Consider the following 16,710-nt stretch of genomic DNA (forward strand, 5'->3'; position numbering starts at 1 on the left):
ATCGATTCACAGATCACCCCCGAAATCCTCTCGCTCGTAGCGGAAATCGATGAGTTCAAAGGGGCTTGGCGCGCGCTGGGCGCACCGCGCCAGAGCGCCTATCGGCTCTGCGCCGCGTTGCGACCATCGAGAGCATCGGCTCCTCTACCCGTATCGAAGGCAGTAAGCTTACCGACGCTGAAGTCGAGCGGCTGCTCGTCAACCTCGACATCAAATCCTTCGAATCCCGCGACGAGCAGGAAGTCGCCGGATATGCGCAGGTAATGAAAGTGATCTTTGCGCATTTCGATGCAATTGATCTGACCGAAAACCACGTCACGCAGCTGCACCGTGACCTGCTAGCGTTCAGCAACAAAGTTGAGCGTCATCGCGGCGCGTACAAGACACTCGCCAACAATGTCAGTGCGTTCGATCCCCACGGAAAAGAGATCGGCGTCATCTTCGAAACGGCGACGCCCTTCGATACGCCAAAACGGATGAAAGAGCTTGTCGAGTGGACGCGCAGCACGCTTAATGAGCAAAGCCTGCATCCTCTGCTCGTCGTGGCAATTTTCACGGTGGTGTTTTTGGAGATCCATCCGTTCCAGGACGGCAATGGAAGGCTATCGCGCGTTCTGACGACGCTTCTGCTGATGCGCAGTGGCTATGCTTACGTGCCTTACTCTTCGCTCGAAAGCGTGATCGAGAACAGCAAGGAGGGCTACTATCTGGCGCTTCGTCAAACCCAAAAAACGATCCGCAGTCCGAAGCCTAATTGGCAGCCTTGGGCCGTCTATTTCCTGCGCGCTCTTCAGCGGCAAAAGCGACGGCTTGAGAAGAAAATCGAGCGCGAGCGTCTCGTGCTCGGCACGCTTCCGGAACTCTCACTTCAAATCGTTGAAGCCATCAAGGAGCGCGGGCGCATGACCATTGGCGAGATCGTCAACCTGACCGGTGCAAACCGCAACACGGTCAAAAAACATCTGGCAACCCTGGTCGAAGCAGACCATCTAGCCCAGCATGGAACCGGCAAGGGAACGTGGTACGGCAGACGTTAACAACAAGACTAATTTATTTGATTCAACCCAGGAAACGTACCGTTCGAGGGGCTGATTGCCGCCGCCCTCAATGCATTTACCGGTATTCCGTTCCGGCTTGCCAGCAGCGGCTATCAGCGCGGGGTCAATGGCAAGTCCTCCTTTGAAGGCGCGTTCGCATTCGAGGGGGAGCTCTACACGGACGACCTGCCGCAAAGGGCGTTCTTTCGAAAATACCCGACTTCGTCCGCCACAACGACCACGCCGATCTCGTTTGGGTTCTGGGCGCGCCCTGCACGGTCCCGAGCCAGATTGCAGATGATCTGCGTGCCGATGGTACTAAAGAAGGCGTCATCGTGCTGATTTTCGATTGGGTCCCTTGATTTTCCACGCCTCGCTGTGGCGCTCGCGATGGGGGGCGGCAAGATCGAGGATTTTTTGAGAGCCACTCTCAAACCGATGATGCTCAAAAAGGAAACTGCTGCACTGGCTGCTATCTCACGGATGCCCAACACCCGCGGTGGGAAGCCGATGTCTATTGTTCAGTTTGCACCTGGTGAGAACCCGCAAGCCATCGACCAGGCGAGTTCAAGAAAGCTAGCTGCAGGATACAACCGACGCCCTGTCGACATACCATCCAGAGAGAAATCCGGTATTGCCCCTGTGCCTGCCGATGATGCGTCACCTGAAATCCCCCGACCTGTTTGGCGCCATCGATCGCCTGCCGGCACTCGGCACGCAGGTTAGCGAGCGGAGATTTATGGTCCTCAACCCGTCGAGCGGCGAAGTGCTGGCAGAACTTCCTGACATGGGCGTGGAGGAGACACGCGCTGCGATCGACAGGGCCCATGTCGCGCAGCCTGGATGGGCGGCGCTGACCGCCCGAGAACGCAGTGACGTTCTGTGGCGATGGCATCAGCTGATTGTTGAGCACGCCGGTGATCTTGCCGCCATCCTCACCGCAGAGATGGGCAAGCCGTTTGCGGAAGCCAAGTCGGAGGTTTCGCATGCGGCCGCGTATCTGCAATGGTACGCCGAAGAAGCCAATCGCATCTATGGTGAGACGATCCCCGCACCGTCGACAGACCGCCGCATGATGGTGATCAAGCAGCCGATCGGTGTCGTCGGCACCATTACGCCATGGAATTTCCCAGCGTCCATGGTGGCGCGCAAAATCTCGCCGGCCCTGGCGGCGGGCTGCTCGATCGTGCTCAAACCTGCCGAACAGACGCCGCTTGTGGCAGGTGCAATATTTGCCCTCGCGCACCAAGCCGGCTTTCCCGACGGCGTCGTCAACCTGATCTATGCGTCCGACGGTGATAGCGTTGGACGCGAACTCTGTTCCAATCCCAAGGTCCGAAAGATCAGCTTTACAGGCTCGACCGAAGTTGGGCGGCTGCTCATGCGCCAGTGCTCGGACCAGATCAAGAAGGTCAGCCTCGAGCTGGGCGGCAATGCCCCTTTCATCGTCTTCGATGACGCCGATGTCGACGCCGCGGTCGACGGTGCGATTCAGGGCCAAGTTCCGTAATGCCGGTCAGACTTGCGTTTCGGCGAACCGCCTTTACGTCCAATCGCGTGTTCACGATGAGTTCGTCGAGAAGTTCGTGGAGAAAGTCCGGCATTTATCGGTTGGCGACGGCTTCGCTGCCGGCGTGGACATGGACATAGTAAGCGTGCAGCTCAATTCCATGTAGAAGCGCAGCGCAACAGCCCGATAAGCGGCAACTTCGTTAAGGGGAGGACTGCGCCGAGTGTCAACGACCGGTGCCAGTCGAAATGGGAAGCGATCCGCACGGCCAGGTCGGAAGGGCGCTCGGCATAGCTCGGCGGTCGCCATAAATCGCAAATGAACCAGGTCGATCCCCGCACGCTGGTCGACCTCGAGCGCATCGTCAATGGCTGGCCCAACAGCGACATCGATGCCAGCGGCCCGAACTGGACCGCCGCAGCTTCCCGCCTACGCATCGGCTGACCCTGCAGGTGGAGACGGTCATTGCGGCGGTGAGTAGGCGGAGGACATGGCTCTGCTTCAAACACGAAGCGGGAAAGCGCTATTCGGCCCTTGTTTGCCGGCAAAAGATACTTTGACAAAATGCTGTGGCACTCGTCTGCGATTGGATCGGCAGGAACCGCACAGTTGCTGAGGCGAATTCTGCGAGGCGATTTTGTAGCTCTCAACGCCTCACAGAAATTTCAGCTGCTCGATCGAAGGGCTCGTCTACCTGATCGAAGCGGGCGCCAATGCTCTCGAAAGGCTGGCCTCGCCGCGGCCGTAAATTTCCGGATTGTAGTTGACGAGCGTGTCGGTCCTGGCTGTATCCAGCAGCTGATTAGTAATCTGTGTCGGTGTTGCGGACGTAAACTTGCTGCCAACGATGGCGGCATAGCCTGCAACTATAGGTGCCGCGACAGATGTTCCGGATAGCCCAATCTTGTCACTTTCGAGCCCCACCGTCAGGAAGTTGTTCTGCACCTCCGAATCTGAACCGGCGTAATTCGAATAGGAGGCGAGCTTTGCCTTGTTCTCGGGAGTGCCATTGTGCTCGAGCGCACCCACAAAGATTGTCGATTGCGTCCCAGTCAGCTCGAGAGCCAGGAAATCAATATAGCGTTCGGTCGGGGTACCTACCGCTACGGACTCGTTGCCGGCTGCCTTTGTGAAGACCGCAGCACCCGCCCGAGCCGCATCGACAATCGACTGCTCAAGCGGGTACCCGCTCACTGGTTGCTCAAGGGTATAGCTCAGATTAATGACATTGAGCCTATCCTCCAGCGTGAGCGGAACGGGTGTGAAATAGTCAAGCTCAACTGTCTTTGCGCCAGGCGCCACCATGCGGGCTGCTTGAGCGATCCACTTACCACGTTGCCTCCATTTGGGGCCATGGCCGAGATCCCCAAAGTCTTCGATTCCACCTGCGAAGTCGTCTACGACAGTCACCGACACCCCAGAACCGGTATAGCCCGATGCCCATGCTACACCAATATCCGGGCTCATCCAGCAAAAGGTCCCGTCGGCGTTTTGTGGGCAGCCCGAGCTCCTGCTTTCCGTGGTTGGCGCTCCGATCCTTCCTTTACCGCTAACCTGGGCACCGAGATCACCAGCGAAACCGGGTGCCGCCATCAGGCACACTACAAGTCCGGCAACGAAACCTATCGGGGAAAACTGTGTTTTGTGCATAATAAACTTCCTGTCTGGATTGTTCTTCATCAACGAAATGTACCGCCTATGCCTTTCACCATCGCTAGAATTTACCCCTGAACCGGAGATCGAGGTTCAATCGGCTTGGATTGATGTTTGCCATGTATTTCAAAGTGTCCGCAGGCCGGAGTTGCGACGCGGCCAGACGGCAATTCACCGCCTGGACGCCGCCGACGGCGCCATAGTCAGCCGTGCAAGGTCGTTCCGTCAGGTCCCCGCCCAAAATCGAACTGACAGTGAGAGAAAGCGTCGTGGATGGTGTCGGTCGCTTTTGCAGAATAAAGCCGAGTTTCAAACCCGGGTCGATTCGGACCTTTTCGGCACGCTGGCCGGTGCTTGCGCCCCACAGGAGACCGAAATCCTCCGACAGCAGGGTCAACATTTCAAATCGCATGTCGATCCAGCTGCTATGGTACCACTTGTCGAAAGACACTTGGGTGCCATCCGACAGCTCGTATCCGCCTTGTCCCAGTTGGTTGGCGGCGTCGGTTAGCTCCGAACCCTGATAAATGCCGACAAGGCTGGTCTCCTGTCCGTTCGCAGTCATCGCGCTGACGAAGAGTGCCGACACGAACAGCGCGAAACCCGCAGCCAACCTTATGCGTATCTGCAACGCCCATTGTTGGAGCCGCCAGCAAATCATGTGCGATCGACAGGCGTACTGCAGTCCCCTCGCCACATCTTCAAACCCTCCGGAGGCCCTCGCCGCAGACGCAAGGCCGCCAGCGGACAACGTGTTCATCCGCAACAAATCAGTAATCTCCAGTCCTTCAATTTTGCCGAGCTATCTCTTCGCTCTCCTGGCAAGTAACTCCAGCTCCGTCTACACGGCACTTAGCAAAATTCATGGCAATCAAGATGACAGCACCAACGAAGAGATTTTATATTAGTTTCAGTGGTTTAGCGAAAACGTCCAAGACGCCGGCCAAACAGGCTGTGTCGTGAAACCGCCAAAGCCGACAAAATTGTCGGATTTCGCCGAGCACGCTTTAGCGTGAACCACCTACGGCTTGCGCATAGAAACGCTCCCTTCGCGCTCCGGCCAAGTGCCTTAGGAGAGTCCTCGAACGGCCTTTATATTCCATTCGACGCAATCCTCTTCAGCCGGACATTGCGCCTCTAATTTGAAGTTCTGAACACGAGTAAGTCTGAACACGTATGCCCGGCAGGAGACTGAGCTCGCTGCCGGGCCGGGTACGCCTTGGGAGGTGGCGTAAGTCAGAGACTCTCGCAGAGTGGGAACCACTCAGTCCGCGCATTTTGCGGAAAGCGTGCATGTACCGTGCCAAGACTAAAAGCATTTAAAAACACCGATAGTCAGCTTCCTTTACGTTGCGTACTCGACATTGTCGGCTATCGGACAATAATGCCGAACGTGCCTCTCGGCATCGACCGACGCCTGAACCAGAGCGCACCCGCAAGGCCTTTCGCTGCGATGTCGACCGGGCGAACTGGAGGTGACCGGGTTCTAGCTCCAAACTGTTCGCCGGTTGACGCACAGGGCCGACTGTCACTTTCAAGTGAGGAAATCTATGTACCCTCCATTCATGAGCGCACGGCCACGAGAGACGGCGCGGCGAATGCGGTCGCGCAGATGATCGCGAGGATCCCTCCAGTCGGCATGGACGCGCCGTTGACCAACCAGAGCTTCGGCGAGATCGCGATGTGATGCCCCAGCAAGCGAGCCGTCGAGCGCACGAAGAACGAAGGTCAAACGGGGACCTCGCTTTTCCGGCGGAAACAAGCGGGCAGGCAGGTGCTGACCCAGACTTAGAGCATTGAGGCACTCGAGCGCCCTCAGGCGGTGCTTCGAAAGCATCGCGGGCCAGATCGCTTCCGTACGGAGGCAAACAGGGTGCAAGATATCCGCGCCATTGACGGCGAGCTGGAGCGTATGCTCCGCATTGCGAAGAAGAACATGCTGGCGCTTGTCGGGCGCCAGCAGGACCGTCGCACGACATGGCAATGCCGAGAGCTCGAACGGCGACGTCACCGATGATGCGGACAGCTGTTCTGCAATGACTGGCAGCACATGGACGCACCAGAGCGGACACCAGAATACGACCGAATTTCGCCCATAAGTCTCGGCGAAACAGAACACCCCAGCGTGACAGCTCGCCGGCCGACGCGACCACGTCGAGAAAGGGTTGGTGAGACCAGCTATTGGCCTGCTGGCGCGCAGCGACCAGATCACGCTGGAATGCTGGATTGCGGCGTAAGAACTCCCAGGCCCATTCGCGCGGCGTCAGACCAGTGGTGTAATCGTATGATCTTTCATCCCGCCAATCAGCCTCATCCGGGCCAGTCACGAGAACTGTAGCCATGACTGTGCCCCCCTGCCCGCCCCCACTGACGCCGAAACGTCATGCCAATTGGCAAAGCACCGGCGCCGAAGGCACCAGAGACGGGTGGCGCCGTTTCGTCGAAGCGTGTGCCATTGGCACTGTTGAGGGCAGAAGACGCCCGCAGACAGCGAGCAGACCGTCGAAGCAACACAGCGACAGCCAGCGCCACCCGAGCACGCCAAGGGAGTCGGTTTGATAGCGGTGATCGGCTCTTGCGTCGCGTTCCAGACGTTCCTTGAAGGCGCATTAGCGTGGCGGTGGATTGCACGTTGGTTGTGGGCAGGCTGTCGTAGCGCGAGCGCTATAATCTCAGTCATCATAGGTCTCCTGGGGCAAATTTCCGCCATTGGAGGCCAAGCTTCACGCGATGGCAGCCTGTATAGTTGTACAGGTTAAGCCGACTGATCAGTGGACCACAAACGACCGGCGAGGCGCGCAATCGCTTCTTGGATTGGTGCTCACGGCGGCTGTTTGCGAGCGGCATGGAGATGGAGCGCGGTCGGGCTCCGCCTGTCGCTGCGGCAGCCGATTTCTCCAGGCAGACTTGCCACGCACTGCCCATTGTTTGCGGGCATCCCAAAGCGCGGCGTCAGCAAGACATCGCCGACCATTGGCGGTCTCGCATAGATAGTACTCCGAGCCGGAGCTTCCCCTGTCTCCAGACCCTCGTACCTTGCATATTGAACCGACCGCTCGCCAGCAGCTGAATGCCCTAGCGACCACTGCCATGTGTTCGCCCGAATGCAGCTTGCTCGCGTGATCGACAGACTTCAGGAACACGATCAAGGGGACGAGCAGCGAAGATTGCTTGCAGGGCCTGGGCGATATCAGGCTGGCCAAGCGGTGCCCCATTCCTTTTCCTCGGGGTCCGCTTCTTTCCAGCTGGCGGCCAATACACAGGCGCGGCCAGCTTGATCGCTCATCGCGTTGATCGCCTCATGGTGTCTGCCATTGAATCCGTGTGCGTGAAGCGTTCCAGCGCGATGATGTTGGGGGGCAACAGGTTCACCGGTGAGCTTCACTGCTCAAGTTCTGCACGGTGTCACAGACTCGTCCGGGAGGTCGATCCTGTGATTACGAGGTGCGTCGTTGTCGGATTCTCGACGATGTCGGACATGTGACACAACGCTATCACAAGCGATCGCGTTGTTCCGAAACGATTTTCCAGTTGGCACGACAGATGCAGTCCTATGCGCAAAAGCACTGCGACGCCCCACTGACTGAGAAGAACCTACCTGAATGATTTCACTTTTCGAACATGCGGTGACCGCAAACACTGAGCTTTCCCGAGCAGATGGAAGCCATTGCGCTTTCATTCCTCTGGTTGTCCGGACATGAGCGAATTCGATTTCCGTCCAACGCTGGATGCACCCGACGATGACCCTCATCTTTGGCTTGAAGATGTAGAAGGCGAACGGGCACTTGCGTGGACCGCCAGCCAGTCGGCAAAGACCCTGAAGCACTTCGCGGGAACGCAGTTCGAGCGCGACCGGGCGGCGCTTACAGTGATGTTCGACCGTTTCGACAGGATTCCCCTGGTCACGCGCTGCGGTCAGTACCTCTATAATTTCTGGCGAGATGCCGGAAACCCGCGCGGACAGTGGCGCCGGACCACCTTTGCCGCCTACATGAGGGCGGATCCTCAATGGGAGCTACTGCTCGATCTGGACGCCCTCGCGGCTAGCGACGGAGAAGACTGGGTGTGGGGCAGCGCATCGATCGAGCCGGAGACGCGCGAAAGAGCCGTCTTGCGCCTGTCGCGCGGCGGCAGCGACGCGGTCGTGCATCGCGAATTCGACCTGAGGTCTTTGAGCATTGTCGCCGAAGGTTTCAATCTCCCGGAGGCTAAGGGCGGGATAAATTGGCTCGACCCTGACACGCTTCTGCTTTCAAGTGCGCTTGGTAATGGCATGGCCACCCGCTCCGGCTTCGCGCGTACCGTGCGGTTGTGGAAGCGTGGTGCGGATCCCCTCACCGCGCCGGCAATCTTCGAGACCGGTTGTTCCGAGTCCCTAGGCGTGTCTGGTTATCTGGACCGCACCGCCGAAAACGAGCGCCTTTGGTTCATCGAGGGTCCGGGCTTGTTCAAGGCGATAGGACGAATCGGCGACCGCAGTGGGCCGAAGCTTGAGATCAACCTTCCTCGGGACACCAGGTGGAATGTCTTCGGCGATTGGCTGGCGGTAAAGCCGCGCAAGCCCTGGACAGTGGGAGGGACGACCCATGCCGCCGACGCGCTGATCGGCATCTCGCTTTCCTCTTTCATCGCTGGCGAACGCCGTTTTAGCACCCTGTTTGAACCGGACGAGAGGCGCTGTCTGCAGTCATTCTTCTGGAATGACGGGAAGCTCATTGTCGCCTACCTCGCGAACCTCGCCCCGCGTTTCGAGGTGTTCACCCCGGGTCGGCATGAATGGACGCGCCGAGCCCTGGACACGGTGCCCGCGCAAGGGACTGTCCACCTCTGGTCACTCGACGAGGAAGATCACGAGACCAATGGAGAGGTCCTCGTTTCGGCTCAGGACCCGATCACACCGTCGCAACTGCTCCTACTCGATCTCAATGATGCGCCGCCTCTCGGTGCTCCAGTGATCCTGAAGCGCAACCCGGAGAATTTCGACGCAACCGGTCTAGTGGTCACACGCCACGAGGCAGTCTCGATCGATGGTGAGATGATCCCCTATACGCAGGTCGGTCCGGCGAACGGCAATCGAGATGCCCCGGTTCACCTTTCCGGCTACGGCGGGTTCGGCGTATCGCTCCTGCCCTCCTACAGCTCCTCGCTCGGCAAGCTGTGGCTCGAGCGCGGGGGCACTTGTGTGGTGGCGCACATCCGTGGGGGCGGCGAGTTCGGCAGCCGCTGGCACGATGCCGGACGGAGGGAGGGCAAGCGTCTTTCCCATGACGATTTCGCCGCCGTAGCAGCCGACCTCGTGCGAAGGGGCATCACACTGCCGAGGCGGATTGCCGCCGAGGGCGGCTCGAATGGCGGCCTGCTGATCGCCAACATGCTTACCCGCTATCCCGAGCATTTCGGCGCTCTGTTCTGCACAGTTCCGCTTATCGACATGCGCCGCTACACCAAGCTCTTCGGCGTGAGCGGGATTGACGAATATGGCGATCCCGACAAGCCGGAGGATTGGACTTTCCTGAGGGAAATCTCCGCCTATCACGCCGCGACGCCGGGACAGCCCTATCCGCCGATCCTGCTCGCCACCACGAAGCGGGACGACCGCGTTCACCCGGGCCACGCGCGCAAGATGGCCGCAAAGCTGCAGGCCCTTGGCTATCCCGCTTACTTCTACGAGCCCAGCGCGGGCGGGCACAGCTACGGCAAGGACAATCGCGAGCGGGCCGCATTCATTGCCTTGGGCATCAATTTCCTTCGCAGTGCCATCGGTTGGCAACACGATGGCGTTCGATAAGTGCGCCAAACAAGGCAACGTTTCAAAAAACTAGCACAGGTCCGTGGTGCGCGAACGCGCAGATAACGACGGCACAGTCTCGTGCAAAGTGAGCATGAGATTCCTTCAACACAAATTGATCAAAGGAGATTCTTAGTAGTGCAGTGCGCCATTTCTGAAGAAAAAGGAGAGAATATCATGGCCAGAACGCGAGTGGGCGTGGTCCAGGGAATAGCAGCCGCCGTCATCCTCATGGTGATAGGTCCGCAAGCCGCCGCGGCGGACCTTGCGCAGGCCGCGAGCGTCCCGGAAGTAGGAGTCTTGGCCTTGGACGTAGGGGACTGGGCCTCGGAATGGCCAAGCCCTTGGCAGATCCGCCTCCGTGGGTTGGGGGTCATCACCCAGGATTCGGGCTACGTCAACCGTTCAATCGGCTCCGGTCTTTCCTATTCGAACACCGTGACGCCCGAACTCGATATCTCGTATTTCTTCACGGACAACGTCGCTGCCGAGCTTATCCTCGGTACCACTTATGCCAACATCACAGGCCAAGGCTCGATCGGCGGGCTAGGGAATATCGGCAAGGTTTGGCTGCTGCCGCCGACACTGACATTGCAGTATCATTTTACCGATTTCGGCGCCTTCAAGCCCTATGTCGGCGCCGGCGTGAACTATACGATCTTCTTTAACCAGGATGCCGGCAGCGCCGATGATCTCAAGGTTAAGAACACGTTCGGTACCGCACTGCAGGTCGGGTTCGACTACATGGTGGACGAGCACTGGGGCGTCAACTTCGACGTGAAGAAGCTTTTCCTGAGGCCAGACTTCGACGTCACCGTGCGCGGCGCCAAGCTGACGGGCAGGGCGGAGCTCGATCCCTGGCTGATAGGCGCGGGTGTCACCTACCGTTTCTGACACGGAAGGCGAAGGCGGCTTACTCAAAGCCCGAGTCAAATGAAGGGCGCCTCGTGCGCCCTTTTCTTACGGTCGCCCCTGCACGGGTACGCTTAAAGAAGCCGCCGTCGAGAGAGCAGCCGCCCTCTTCAAGCCACCAGGAAGCGCACCCTTGGTGAAACGCGGCCTCGGCCTCGACCTGAAATGGAAGTGCTTCGACGTGCCTTGGAACAGGATGGCTTGGATTGCTGATGGAATGCTGCGGCCAGACTGTTTGCCGGCATCGGTCTCCTGGACGTCATCTAAGCTTATTCGCCCCGCCAAGGCCAGCACGGAGCTCCTCGACGCCAACAAAGTTGCCGTGTTGAGCCATGCTGCGACAGCTGCTGGCTCTTTTACTGGAGCACCGGTAGATGGCGCCCCTGAAGCATTCCTCGGCAGGCCAGGGCTTACCTTTGCCCTGCTCCATGGCTTGACCCACGGAACGGTGCCGGACTCCAGCTCGGCAATGATGCGGTGCGGGAACTCCTGATAGAGCCTGTCGCCCTCGCCTATCTCTCCGCTAGCCGTTCGCTGTCTCGCATGCATCGTTTGTCCTGCGCTCGCCAATCGCGACTTTCCCTGGAAGCGGGGGTGGGCGGCGAGTTGCGACCGGAAGGGCCGCCGTCCAGGCGGACCGCATCCGAAGGACCGAAACGAAGAGAAGGACCCGAAGCGAGAGCGAAGGGTTGCGGGGCGCCGCGGCGGACCTACAACCGGGCGCCGCCCACCTTAGCACTGCTGGGAAAGGCCCAACAGAGAAGAATTGCGAGGGCCTGACGACCCGCGCCAGGGGCCAAGCCAAATGGGCGAGACGCCGCACATGCCGAAGAAAAGCGGGCTCGATCTGCGAGCGGCAGGTGCGCTCCGCGAGGCGCGCGGTCGCCCGCTACGTTCGCAAGCTGGACAGAATCTCGCACGGATCAGCGTCAAGAACCGCAGTTACGTCGAGAAACTCAATGACATCGAGACGCCGCTCTCCACCCTCATACTTGGCCACGAAGGATTGCGGCCGGCCAAGTTTCTCAGCTACCTGCGCCTGGGTCAGGCCTTTGGCCTTGCGCAGCGATATCAGTTGGGCCAGAAACCGCTGGTGGCGGGGAGATCGAAGAGATTTGGGCATGCAGGCGAACCGGTCAGGTACAGACCGGCTCAGCGACTAATTCCGGTTCCGGATTATCCCATTTTGGGATATGCTGCGTTGGATCCAGCGCTCAACATGCGAGGTTCGGGGCAGACATGAATCGATCAACGGGAACCGACGGGGCTCAAAGCTCAACACTGCGCGACGAAGTCCCCTGGTCGGAGAGCCTCACGAGCTATGACAGGCAGCATTTCAAGATCTATCTGAGGATTCTCGACGCCTGCGCCGACAATGCCAGCATAGAAGAGATGGCAGATCTCATTCTCGGCATTGACCCGGCTCTTGAACCGGTGCGAGCTCGCCAGGCTGTGCGCAGCCATATCGACCGGGCGAATTGGATAGTGACAACCGGCTACAAGGAACTGTTCGCCGGCTGACGCGCCGCGCGGCTGGCACTTTTTCAGGCAAGGAACTCACGATAACCCGATGAGCGCACGGCCGCGAGAGACGCGTGGCGGATGCGGTCGCGGAGGTGATCGAGAGGATCCGTCCAGTCGGCGTGGACGTGGCCTTCCCCTTCAGCACCTCAGCGATCTCGCGATGTGACGCTCCCCAGCGAGCGATCCGTCGAGAGCCCGAACGCAGTTCACTCTGAGGCCGCGTTTTTTCTGGCGGAAAAAGGGCGGCAAGCACGCGTTAAACATAAAGGACATTGAGGCACTCGAACGCCGACAGGGATGATTTCGTGCGATGCCTCCTCGCGGGGAAATTCCCGGCCATTGGATGCGAACATCCGCGCCAGGGCAGCCCGTGCAGTTGCACAGGCGAAGCCAACTTGTTAGTGAACCGAAAAATCCGAACGCGCGAGGCGCGCAATTGCTTGCCTGGTGGTCGTCACCCCAAGCTTCCGGCGAGCGTTGCCCAAATGAAAGGCGGCCGTGCGCTGCGTGATCCCCAGGATGCAGCCGATCTCCCAATCGGACTTGCCTCGTGCAGCCCACTGGAGGCACTCGTATTCGCGCGGCGTCAGCAAGACACCGTCGATCATTCTATTGGCGGTCAGTTTGCGGCGAACGAACACATGAAAACAAGTCGCGATATACGAGAGACCTTCTTCATAGCGCTCTGCCGCGCGGAAAAATGCAGGAACAGGCTTTTCACCGGCAAATGTCATAGCCGCGAAATTGCCTCGGCCATCGATAATCGGAAATGTCACGCCGCAGCAGATGCCAAACTGCGCCGCTTCTTCGAACACCTGAGCCCCTGAAGCCCCTTCCGCACCGCTCAGGTCGGATCCCCATTGAAATGTGCATCCGCCACCGCGTGCACGCACAATGACGGGGTCGACACTCTGATACCGGTTCGCGAGATAGTGTGCTGTCCAAGGCGCCGGATAATTTGAGATCAGCGTGGGCTTGCCATTAGGACGGGGTGGCAACGAGAGGTAGGCAAAAGCGAGCAGATCGAATCCAGAGGCGACATCGGCCATAGCGCTGCGGAGATCAGCCTCATCGATGCTCTCTGAAAGCCGTTCCAAAAATCTCTCGAAGATAGCTCGCACGTGTCTAGGCCCTACCTTGAACTCACCCCCGATCCACAGGCAGCGAATCGCTGCAACGGCGCGTACCGCCGGGCAGACAGCGGGTAGACTAGCGGCCTAACTCGCCGCGAATGCAGCACGTCATAAAAGCAGACCCAACGCCGCGAAGTCGGCACCAGGTCGCGCTAACCTTTTGCCCGCTCGAACAAAGACGCATCGAGGCATTGCAAGCAGCGCAATGCCGGCGGATGACTTCCTCTCCGTGACGAAATGAATATCCACCTGCGGGCGAGGAGGTGCGCTGCCGGGGCCTGCCGCACATGGACTGCAGATTGTTTTGCAATGGATTGATGTCGTTGCCCGTGCCGGTAGCTGCTCAAATTTCTCGAGCAATCGGGCGATCGCGCCCGATGTGAGTCTGATCCCGATAATCTGGCCACGACGACACTGCCGCAGATCGTTGTGCGTGAGATTCATTTTACCCTCATTCTGCTGTCCGGATTAAGACAGTCAGAATTTGATCTTCGCTATTCCTCGCCTCTCTCAGAACCGCGACCCGCGTAGATTAAAATGGTCGCTTTTTTCTCGTCTAATACTTCAAAGAGAAATAACTTGGTCCGCAATTGGCAGAGCCATAGATGCAAGAGCCATTCGTTCGGCTTGCCGCACATGAGTACCATGAGGGGCTTCTGATTATGCGCTGCCGGTGTCCTGATGATCGTCTTCAGACATGCTCGATCCGTCCAGCTCAGGCGGTTCGAAACGGCATCCGGGTGGGTGTGCCAGTCCCCGAGATATGTGTCCAACCTCCCGGAACGCTCGTAGTGCCTTGCGATTTCCGCCTGTTGCCAGCTTTGATCAGGGACAAAGCTGCTTCGTTCGTGAGATGCTTGGGGCCCGGCCGGAATCATTGCTGTTACGACGGCAGCGTCGTTTTCGGCCCAGTATCCCATGAAGGTCCCACCCGTTTCCCGATCATACCAGAGGTCGGCATCGGTTTGCATGTCCTGCACGATCGCTTGAGGCAGCCAGACTACTGGTTGCATCCGCATTCCTTCATCGGAGGCAAGCGATCGACCCGCCAAGACGGCGGCACCCGCCTGACCCCGTCATGTAATGTGAGGGTGTGAACCAAGGACTCCTTGAAGTCTTCTGGCTGGGAAAGAATGTCAACAGTCAACCGGACAGCCTCTGAAGATAATTCATGGAGGTCGAACGAAGCCCCATCGAAGGTCAGCTCCGCGCATCCAGGCGGCTGATTCAGGCCGGACGTTTCTCCTGATCCAGGAGCTTTCTCGATCAAACCTTTCGCATAGGCGAATTCACGGCAGGTTGGGCAGCCGGATTTCGGGTGATAGGCCGCAACAACACCTCCCTTCAATGATAGCGTTCCGAAAAGAGAAATCATCGGTTTGCCTGCGGACTTGCAGTGGTCGACCAGCAACCGTGAGATCCCGGAGGAAGCCGTTGCGTCGATGACGATGTCGGCCTTCGCAAAGATCGGCGGTAGAACTGAATGGTCTCCCCCGTTCCCGTCGGCTGCCGTCGCTATCCCCACGTGGTGATGGATCGCCTCAACTTCGACCCCCGGGTATTCGGACTCCAAATGCTGCTTGACGGCAGTGGTCTTTCGCATTCCCCAGGCCGTCGCACCAAGTGGCCATCGGATGGAGTTTCCTGGCTCGATGATGTCATGGTCGATGACGATGAGATGAGAACAACCGTTGCGGGCAAGTTCGATCGCAACTGGAGCACCAATAGCTCCCAATCCGAAGATGGCAATCACCTTGTCCTTCAGGAGGCCCACCGACTGAACTCGGTAGCCTATGTCCGTAGCCCCGGCGCGGTAGGTCGGTATGATCAAGACCGAGGGTCCAGTTGCCTTCTTACCAGGTTTCGCCGTCCGGAAGGATTTCGCTGGCCCGTAAAGCAGAGGGAAAAGCCATGTATCTCCACTCTTCTTATGGCTGAGTTCCGTCGACTGAACGGTTACAGACATCGAAAAAGCTGGAGAGTCGCCGGTGAAGGCATGCATCTTGAAGGCAATCTGATCTTTCACTTTCTTTCCTTGCCAGCCGTCTGCCGGTGGAGGCGCAAAACGTTCCACACGGGTCCAAGGGAAGGTGCGGATAGTCTTCTTGGTTCGTAGGTGTGGAGGCAACGGAAACGTTCGACTCGCGAGCACAGTCTTATCGTGCGCTCTAACCTCGTCGACGACGCCTCGAAACTGGATGTTCTCTCCAATTCTCAATAGCGAACACGAAGCTTTGATCGTTCCGCCAAGGGCACCACGTAGGTCCCACTCGCTGTCGATCAGCATATAGCTTCCTTCGGAATACCCAGGGAATTCTGGGGCAATGACGTTCCACCAGACTTCCATCGGTTCGCCCTGCTGATCCTCCACGCCCGTTCCATCCAAGGCGTTTGCGAGCTGTTTCTCAAGGAGCTTAGCCAGAGTCCACTTGATGGACCACAGTCCCGTGTCGCGGCCCAACAAGCAAAGGTTGCCGTCAGTCGGCGAGCAGTGCCTGCGCGGAAAGGTTTCCGGTTTTCCTCGAAGGGCGACTTGCGGCCGGACGAAGGGATAGCTGTCGGGGAACACTGCGCGAAGCTCGCAGCCTTCCCCGGATGCCAGCGGCCATTCGAACTCGACGCTGAGCACCCCGTTTTTCAGTTGATCTTCGTCGATTCGCAGCGAGTCTCGGGCGAAGAATGCGAGGTCACGAAGTTCGAAATCCAATCGTCCTACGCAGGTACGCTCCCAGTGGGGGAGCATACCTGCTTTCAGACCGCCATAGCCTATCCAGGTCATCCTACTGGACGATCCGGCGGCTGAGGTGGGTCCTTGGGGCCAGGAGGAACGCCGGGGGGACGACCCGGAACGCCATCCGGCGGGCCTGGGATCCAGTCGGGCGGTCCAGGCGGGGTGTGGCCTGGATTGCCGGGGGTTGGTGGCCGTGCCATGTTCATTCTCCATTTTGGCTTTGGTGGAAGGTATAGTCACATCGCGGCGTTCTCAGTTAAGCTGAGAATACGATCGTTTTGTTCCCGTTGAGCATGATCCGCCTCTCCAGATGTAGCTTGACGGCCCGTGCAAGGACCCGGCTTTCGATATCGCGGCCAGTCGCGAGGAAATCTTCCGCAGGATAACGAAAAGGTCGCCGACGAGGCCGTAGCCAACGACCT

13 protein-coding genes and 3 pseudogenes are annotated in these 16,710 nt (G+C 58.7%); 7 read left to right on the forward strand and 9 right to left on the reverse strand.

Annotated features, from left to right (window positions below; genetic code table 11):
- Nucleotides 1–65: 65 nt before the first annotated feature.
- The 3 genes and pseudogenes from IHQ72_RS33650 to IHQ72_RS33660 all read left to right on the forward strand — a co-directional run bounded on the left by IHQ72_RS33650 (nt 66) and on the right by IHQ72_RS33660 (nt 2,991).
- A complete protein-coding gene (locus tag IHQ72_RS33650) occupies nt 66–1,037 on the forward strand; it encodes a Fic family protein (protein WP_258120087.1) in 972 nt (323 codons plus the stop codon).
- Nucleotides 1,038–1,689: 652 nt separating this feature from the next.
- Nucleotides 1,690–2,671: pseudogene (locus IHQ72_RS33655) on the forward strand (aldehyde dehydrogenase family protein); the annotation flags it as partial.
- A 194-nt stretch (nt 2,672–2,865) separates the two neighbouring features.
- Nucleotides 2,866–2,991 carry a hypothetical protein gene (locus IHQ72_RS33660; RefSeq protein ID WP_258120089.1) on the forward strand — a complete coding sequence of 42 codons (126 nt, stop codon included), beginning with the start codon at nt 2,866–2,868 and terminating at the stop codon, nt 2,989–2,991.
- Between the two features lie 246 nt (nt 2,992–3,237).
- Here the strand turns inward: IHQ72_RS33660 and IHQ72_RS33665 are convergent, their stop codons facing one another.
- The 4 genes and pseudogenes from IHQ72_RS33665 to IHQ72_RS37300 form a co-directional block, all read right to left on the reverse strand.
- On the reverse strand, nt 3,238–4,227 hold the full coding sequence (locus IHQ72_RS33665; RefSeq protein WP_258120091.1) for a S8/S53 family peptidase: 990 nt from the start codon (nt 4,225–4,227) through the stop codon (nt 3,238–3,240).
- 34 nt (nt 4,228–4,261) lie between these two features.
- Nucleotides 4,262–4,960, reverse strand: coding sequence for a hypothetical protein (locus IHQ72_RS33670; protein ID WP_258124028.1), 699 nt, complete (start codon nt 4,958–4,960; stop codon nt 4,262–4,264).
- A 774-nt stretch (nt 4,961–5,734) separates the two neighbouring features.
- Nucleotides 5,735–6,250 carry a DUF2285 domain-containing protein gene (locus tag IHQ72_RS33675; protein WP_258120092.1) on the reverse strand — a complete coding sequence of 172 codons (516 nt, stop codon included), beginning with the start codon at nt 6,248–6,250 and terminating at the stop codon, nt 5,735–5,737.
- A 115-nt stretch (nt 6,251–6,365) separates the two neighbouring features.
- A pseudogene (locus IHQ72_RS37300) lies at nt 6,366–6,542 on the reverse strand (transcriptional regulator domain-containing protein); the annotation flags it as partial.
- Between the two features lie 1,355 nt (nt 6,543–7,897).
- Here IHQ72_RS37300 and IHQ72_RS33680 point away from each other — a divergent pair.
- Both IHQ72_RS33680 and IHQ72_RS33685 read left to right on the forward strand, forming a co-directional pair.
- Nucleotides 7,898–9,988, forward strand: coding sequence for a prolyl oligopeptidase family serine peptidase (locus IHQ72_RS33680; protein WP_258120093.1), 2,091 nt, complete (start codon nt 7,898–7,900; stop codon nt 9,986–9,988).
- A 177-nt stretch (nt 9,989–10,165) separates the two neighbouring features.
- Nucleotides 10,166–10,882: an OmpW/AlkL family protein gene (locus IHQ72_RS33685; RefSeq protein WP_258120094.1), complete on the forward strand. Its 717-nt coding sequence runs from the start codon at nt 10,166–10,168 to the stop codon at nt 10,880–10,882.
- A gap of 66 nt (nt 10,883–10,948) precedes the next feature.
- On the opposite strand, the gene IHQ72_RS33690 is transcribed toward IHQ72_RS33685, so the two are convergent.
- A complete protein-coding gene (locus tag IHQ72_RS33690; RefSeq protein ID WP_258120096.1) occupies nt 10,949–11,449 on the reverse strand; it encodes an ArdC-like ssDNA-binding domain-containing protein in 501 nt (166 codons plus the stop codon).
- A gap of 256 nt (nt 11,450–11,705) precedes the next feature.
- Here IHQ72_RS33690 and IHQ72_RS37455 point away from each other — a divergent pair, with 256 nt between their 5' ends.
- Complete coding sequence (locus IHQ72_RS37455) at nt 11,706–12,143, forward strand: hypothetical protein (RefSeq protein WP_441338642.1); 438 nt, start codon at nt 11,706–11,708, stop codon at nt 12,141–12,143.
- The gene (locus IHQ72_RS33700; RefSeq protein ID WP_258120098.1) at nt 12,140–12,421 is read left to right on the forward strand and encodes a DNA -binding domain-containing protein; all 282 of its coding nucleotides are present in this window, start codon (nt 12,140–12,142) and stop codon (nt 12,419–12,421) included. The genes IHQ72_RS37455 and IHQ72_RS33700 overlap by 4 nt, the downstream gene beginning before the upstream one ends.
- Nucleotides 12,422–12,822: 401 nt before the next feature.
- Here IHQ72_RS33700 and IHQ72_RS33705 read toward each other — a convergent pair whose 3' ends face one another.
- From IHQ72_RS33705 to IHQ72_RS33720, 4 genes and pseudogenes are all read right to left on the reverse strand, one after another.
- Nucleotides 12,823–13,545, reverse strand: a complete 723-nt coding sequence (locus tag IHQ72_RS33705; protein ID WP_258120099.1) for a LuxR family transcriptional regulator — start codon at nt 13,543–13,545, stop codon at nt 12,823–12,825.
- Nucleotides 13,546–14,051: 506 nt separating this feature from the next.
- Complete coding sequence (locus IHQ72_RS33710) at nt 14,052–14,570, reverse strand: Mov34/MPN/PAD-1 family protein (protein ID WP_258120101.1); 519 nt, start codon at nt 14,568–14,570, stop codon at nt 14,052–14,054.
- Complete coding sequence (locus tag IHQ72_RS33715; RefSeq protein WP_258120104.1) at nt 14,558–16,336, reverse strand: ThiF family adenylyltransferase; 1,779 nt, start codon at nt 16,334–16,336, stop codon at nt 14,558–14,560. Before IHQ72_RS33715 ends, IHQ72_RS33710 begins: the two co-directional genes overlap by 13 nt.
- A gap of 208 nt (nt 16,337–16,544) precedes the next feature.
- Nucleotides 16,545–16,667 (reverse strand): annotated as a pseudogene (locus IHQ72_RS33720) (formyltetrahydrofolate deformylase); the annotation flags it as partial.
- Nucleotides 16,668–16,710 lie beyond the last annotated feature (43 nt).

The organism is Mesorhizobium onobrychidis, from assembly GCF_024707545.1.
GTDB classification, from domain to species: Bacteria; Pseudomonadota; Alphaproteobacteria; order Rhizobiales; family Rhizobiaceae; genus Mesorhizobium; species Mesorhizobium onobrychidis.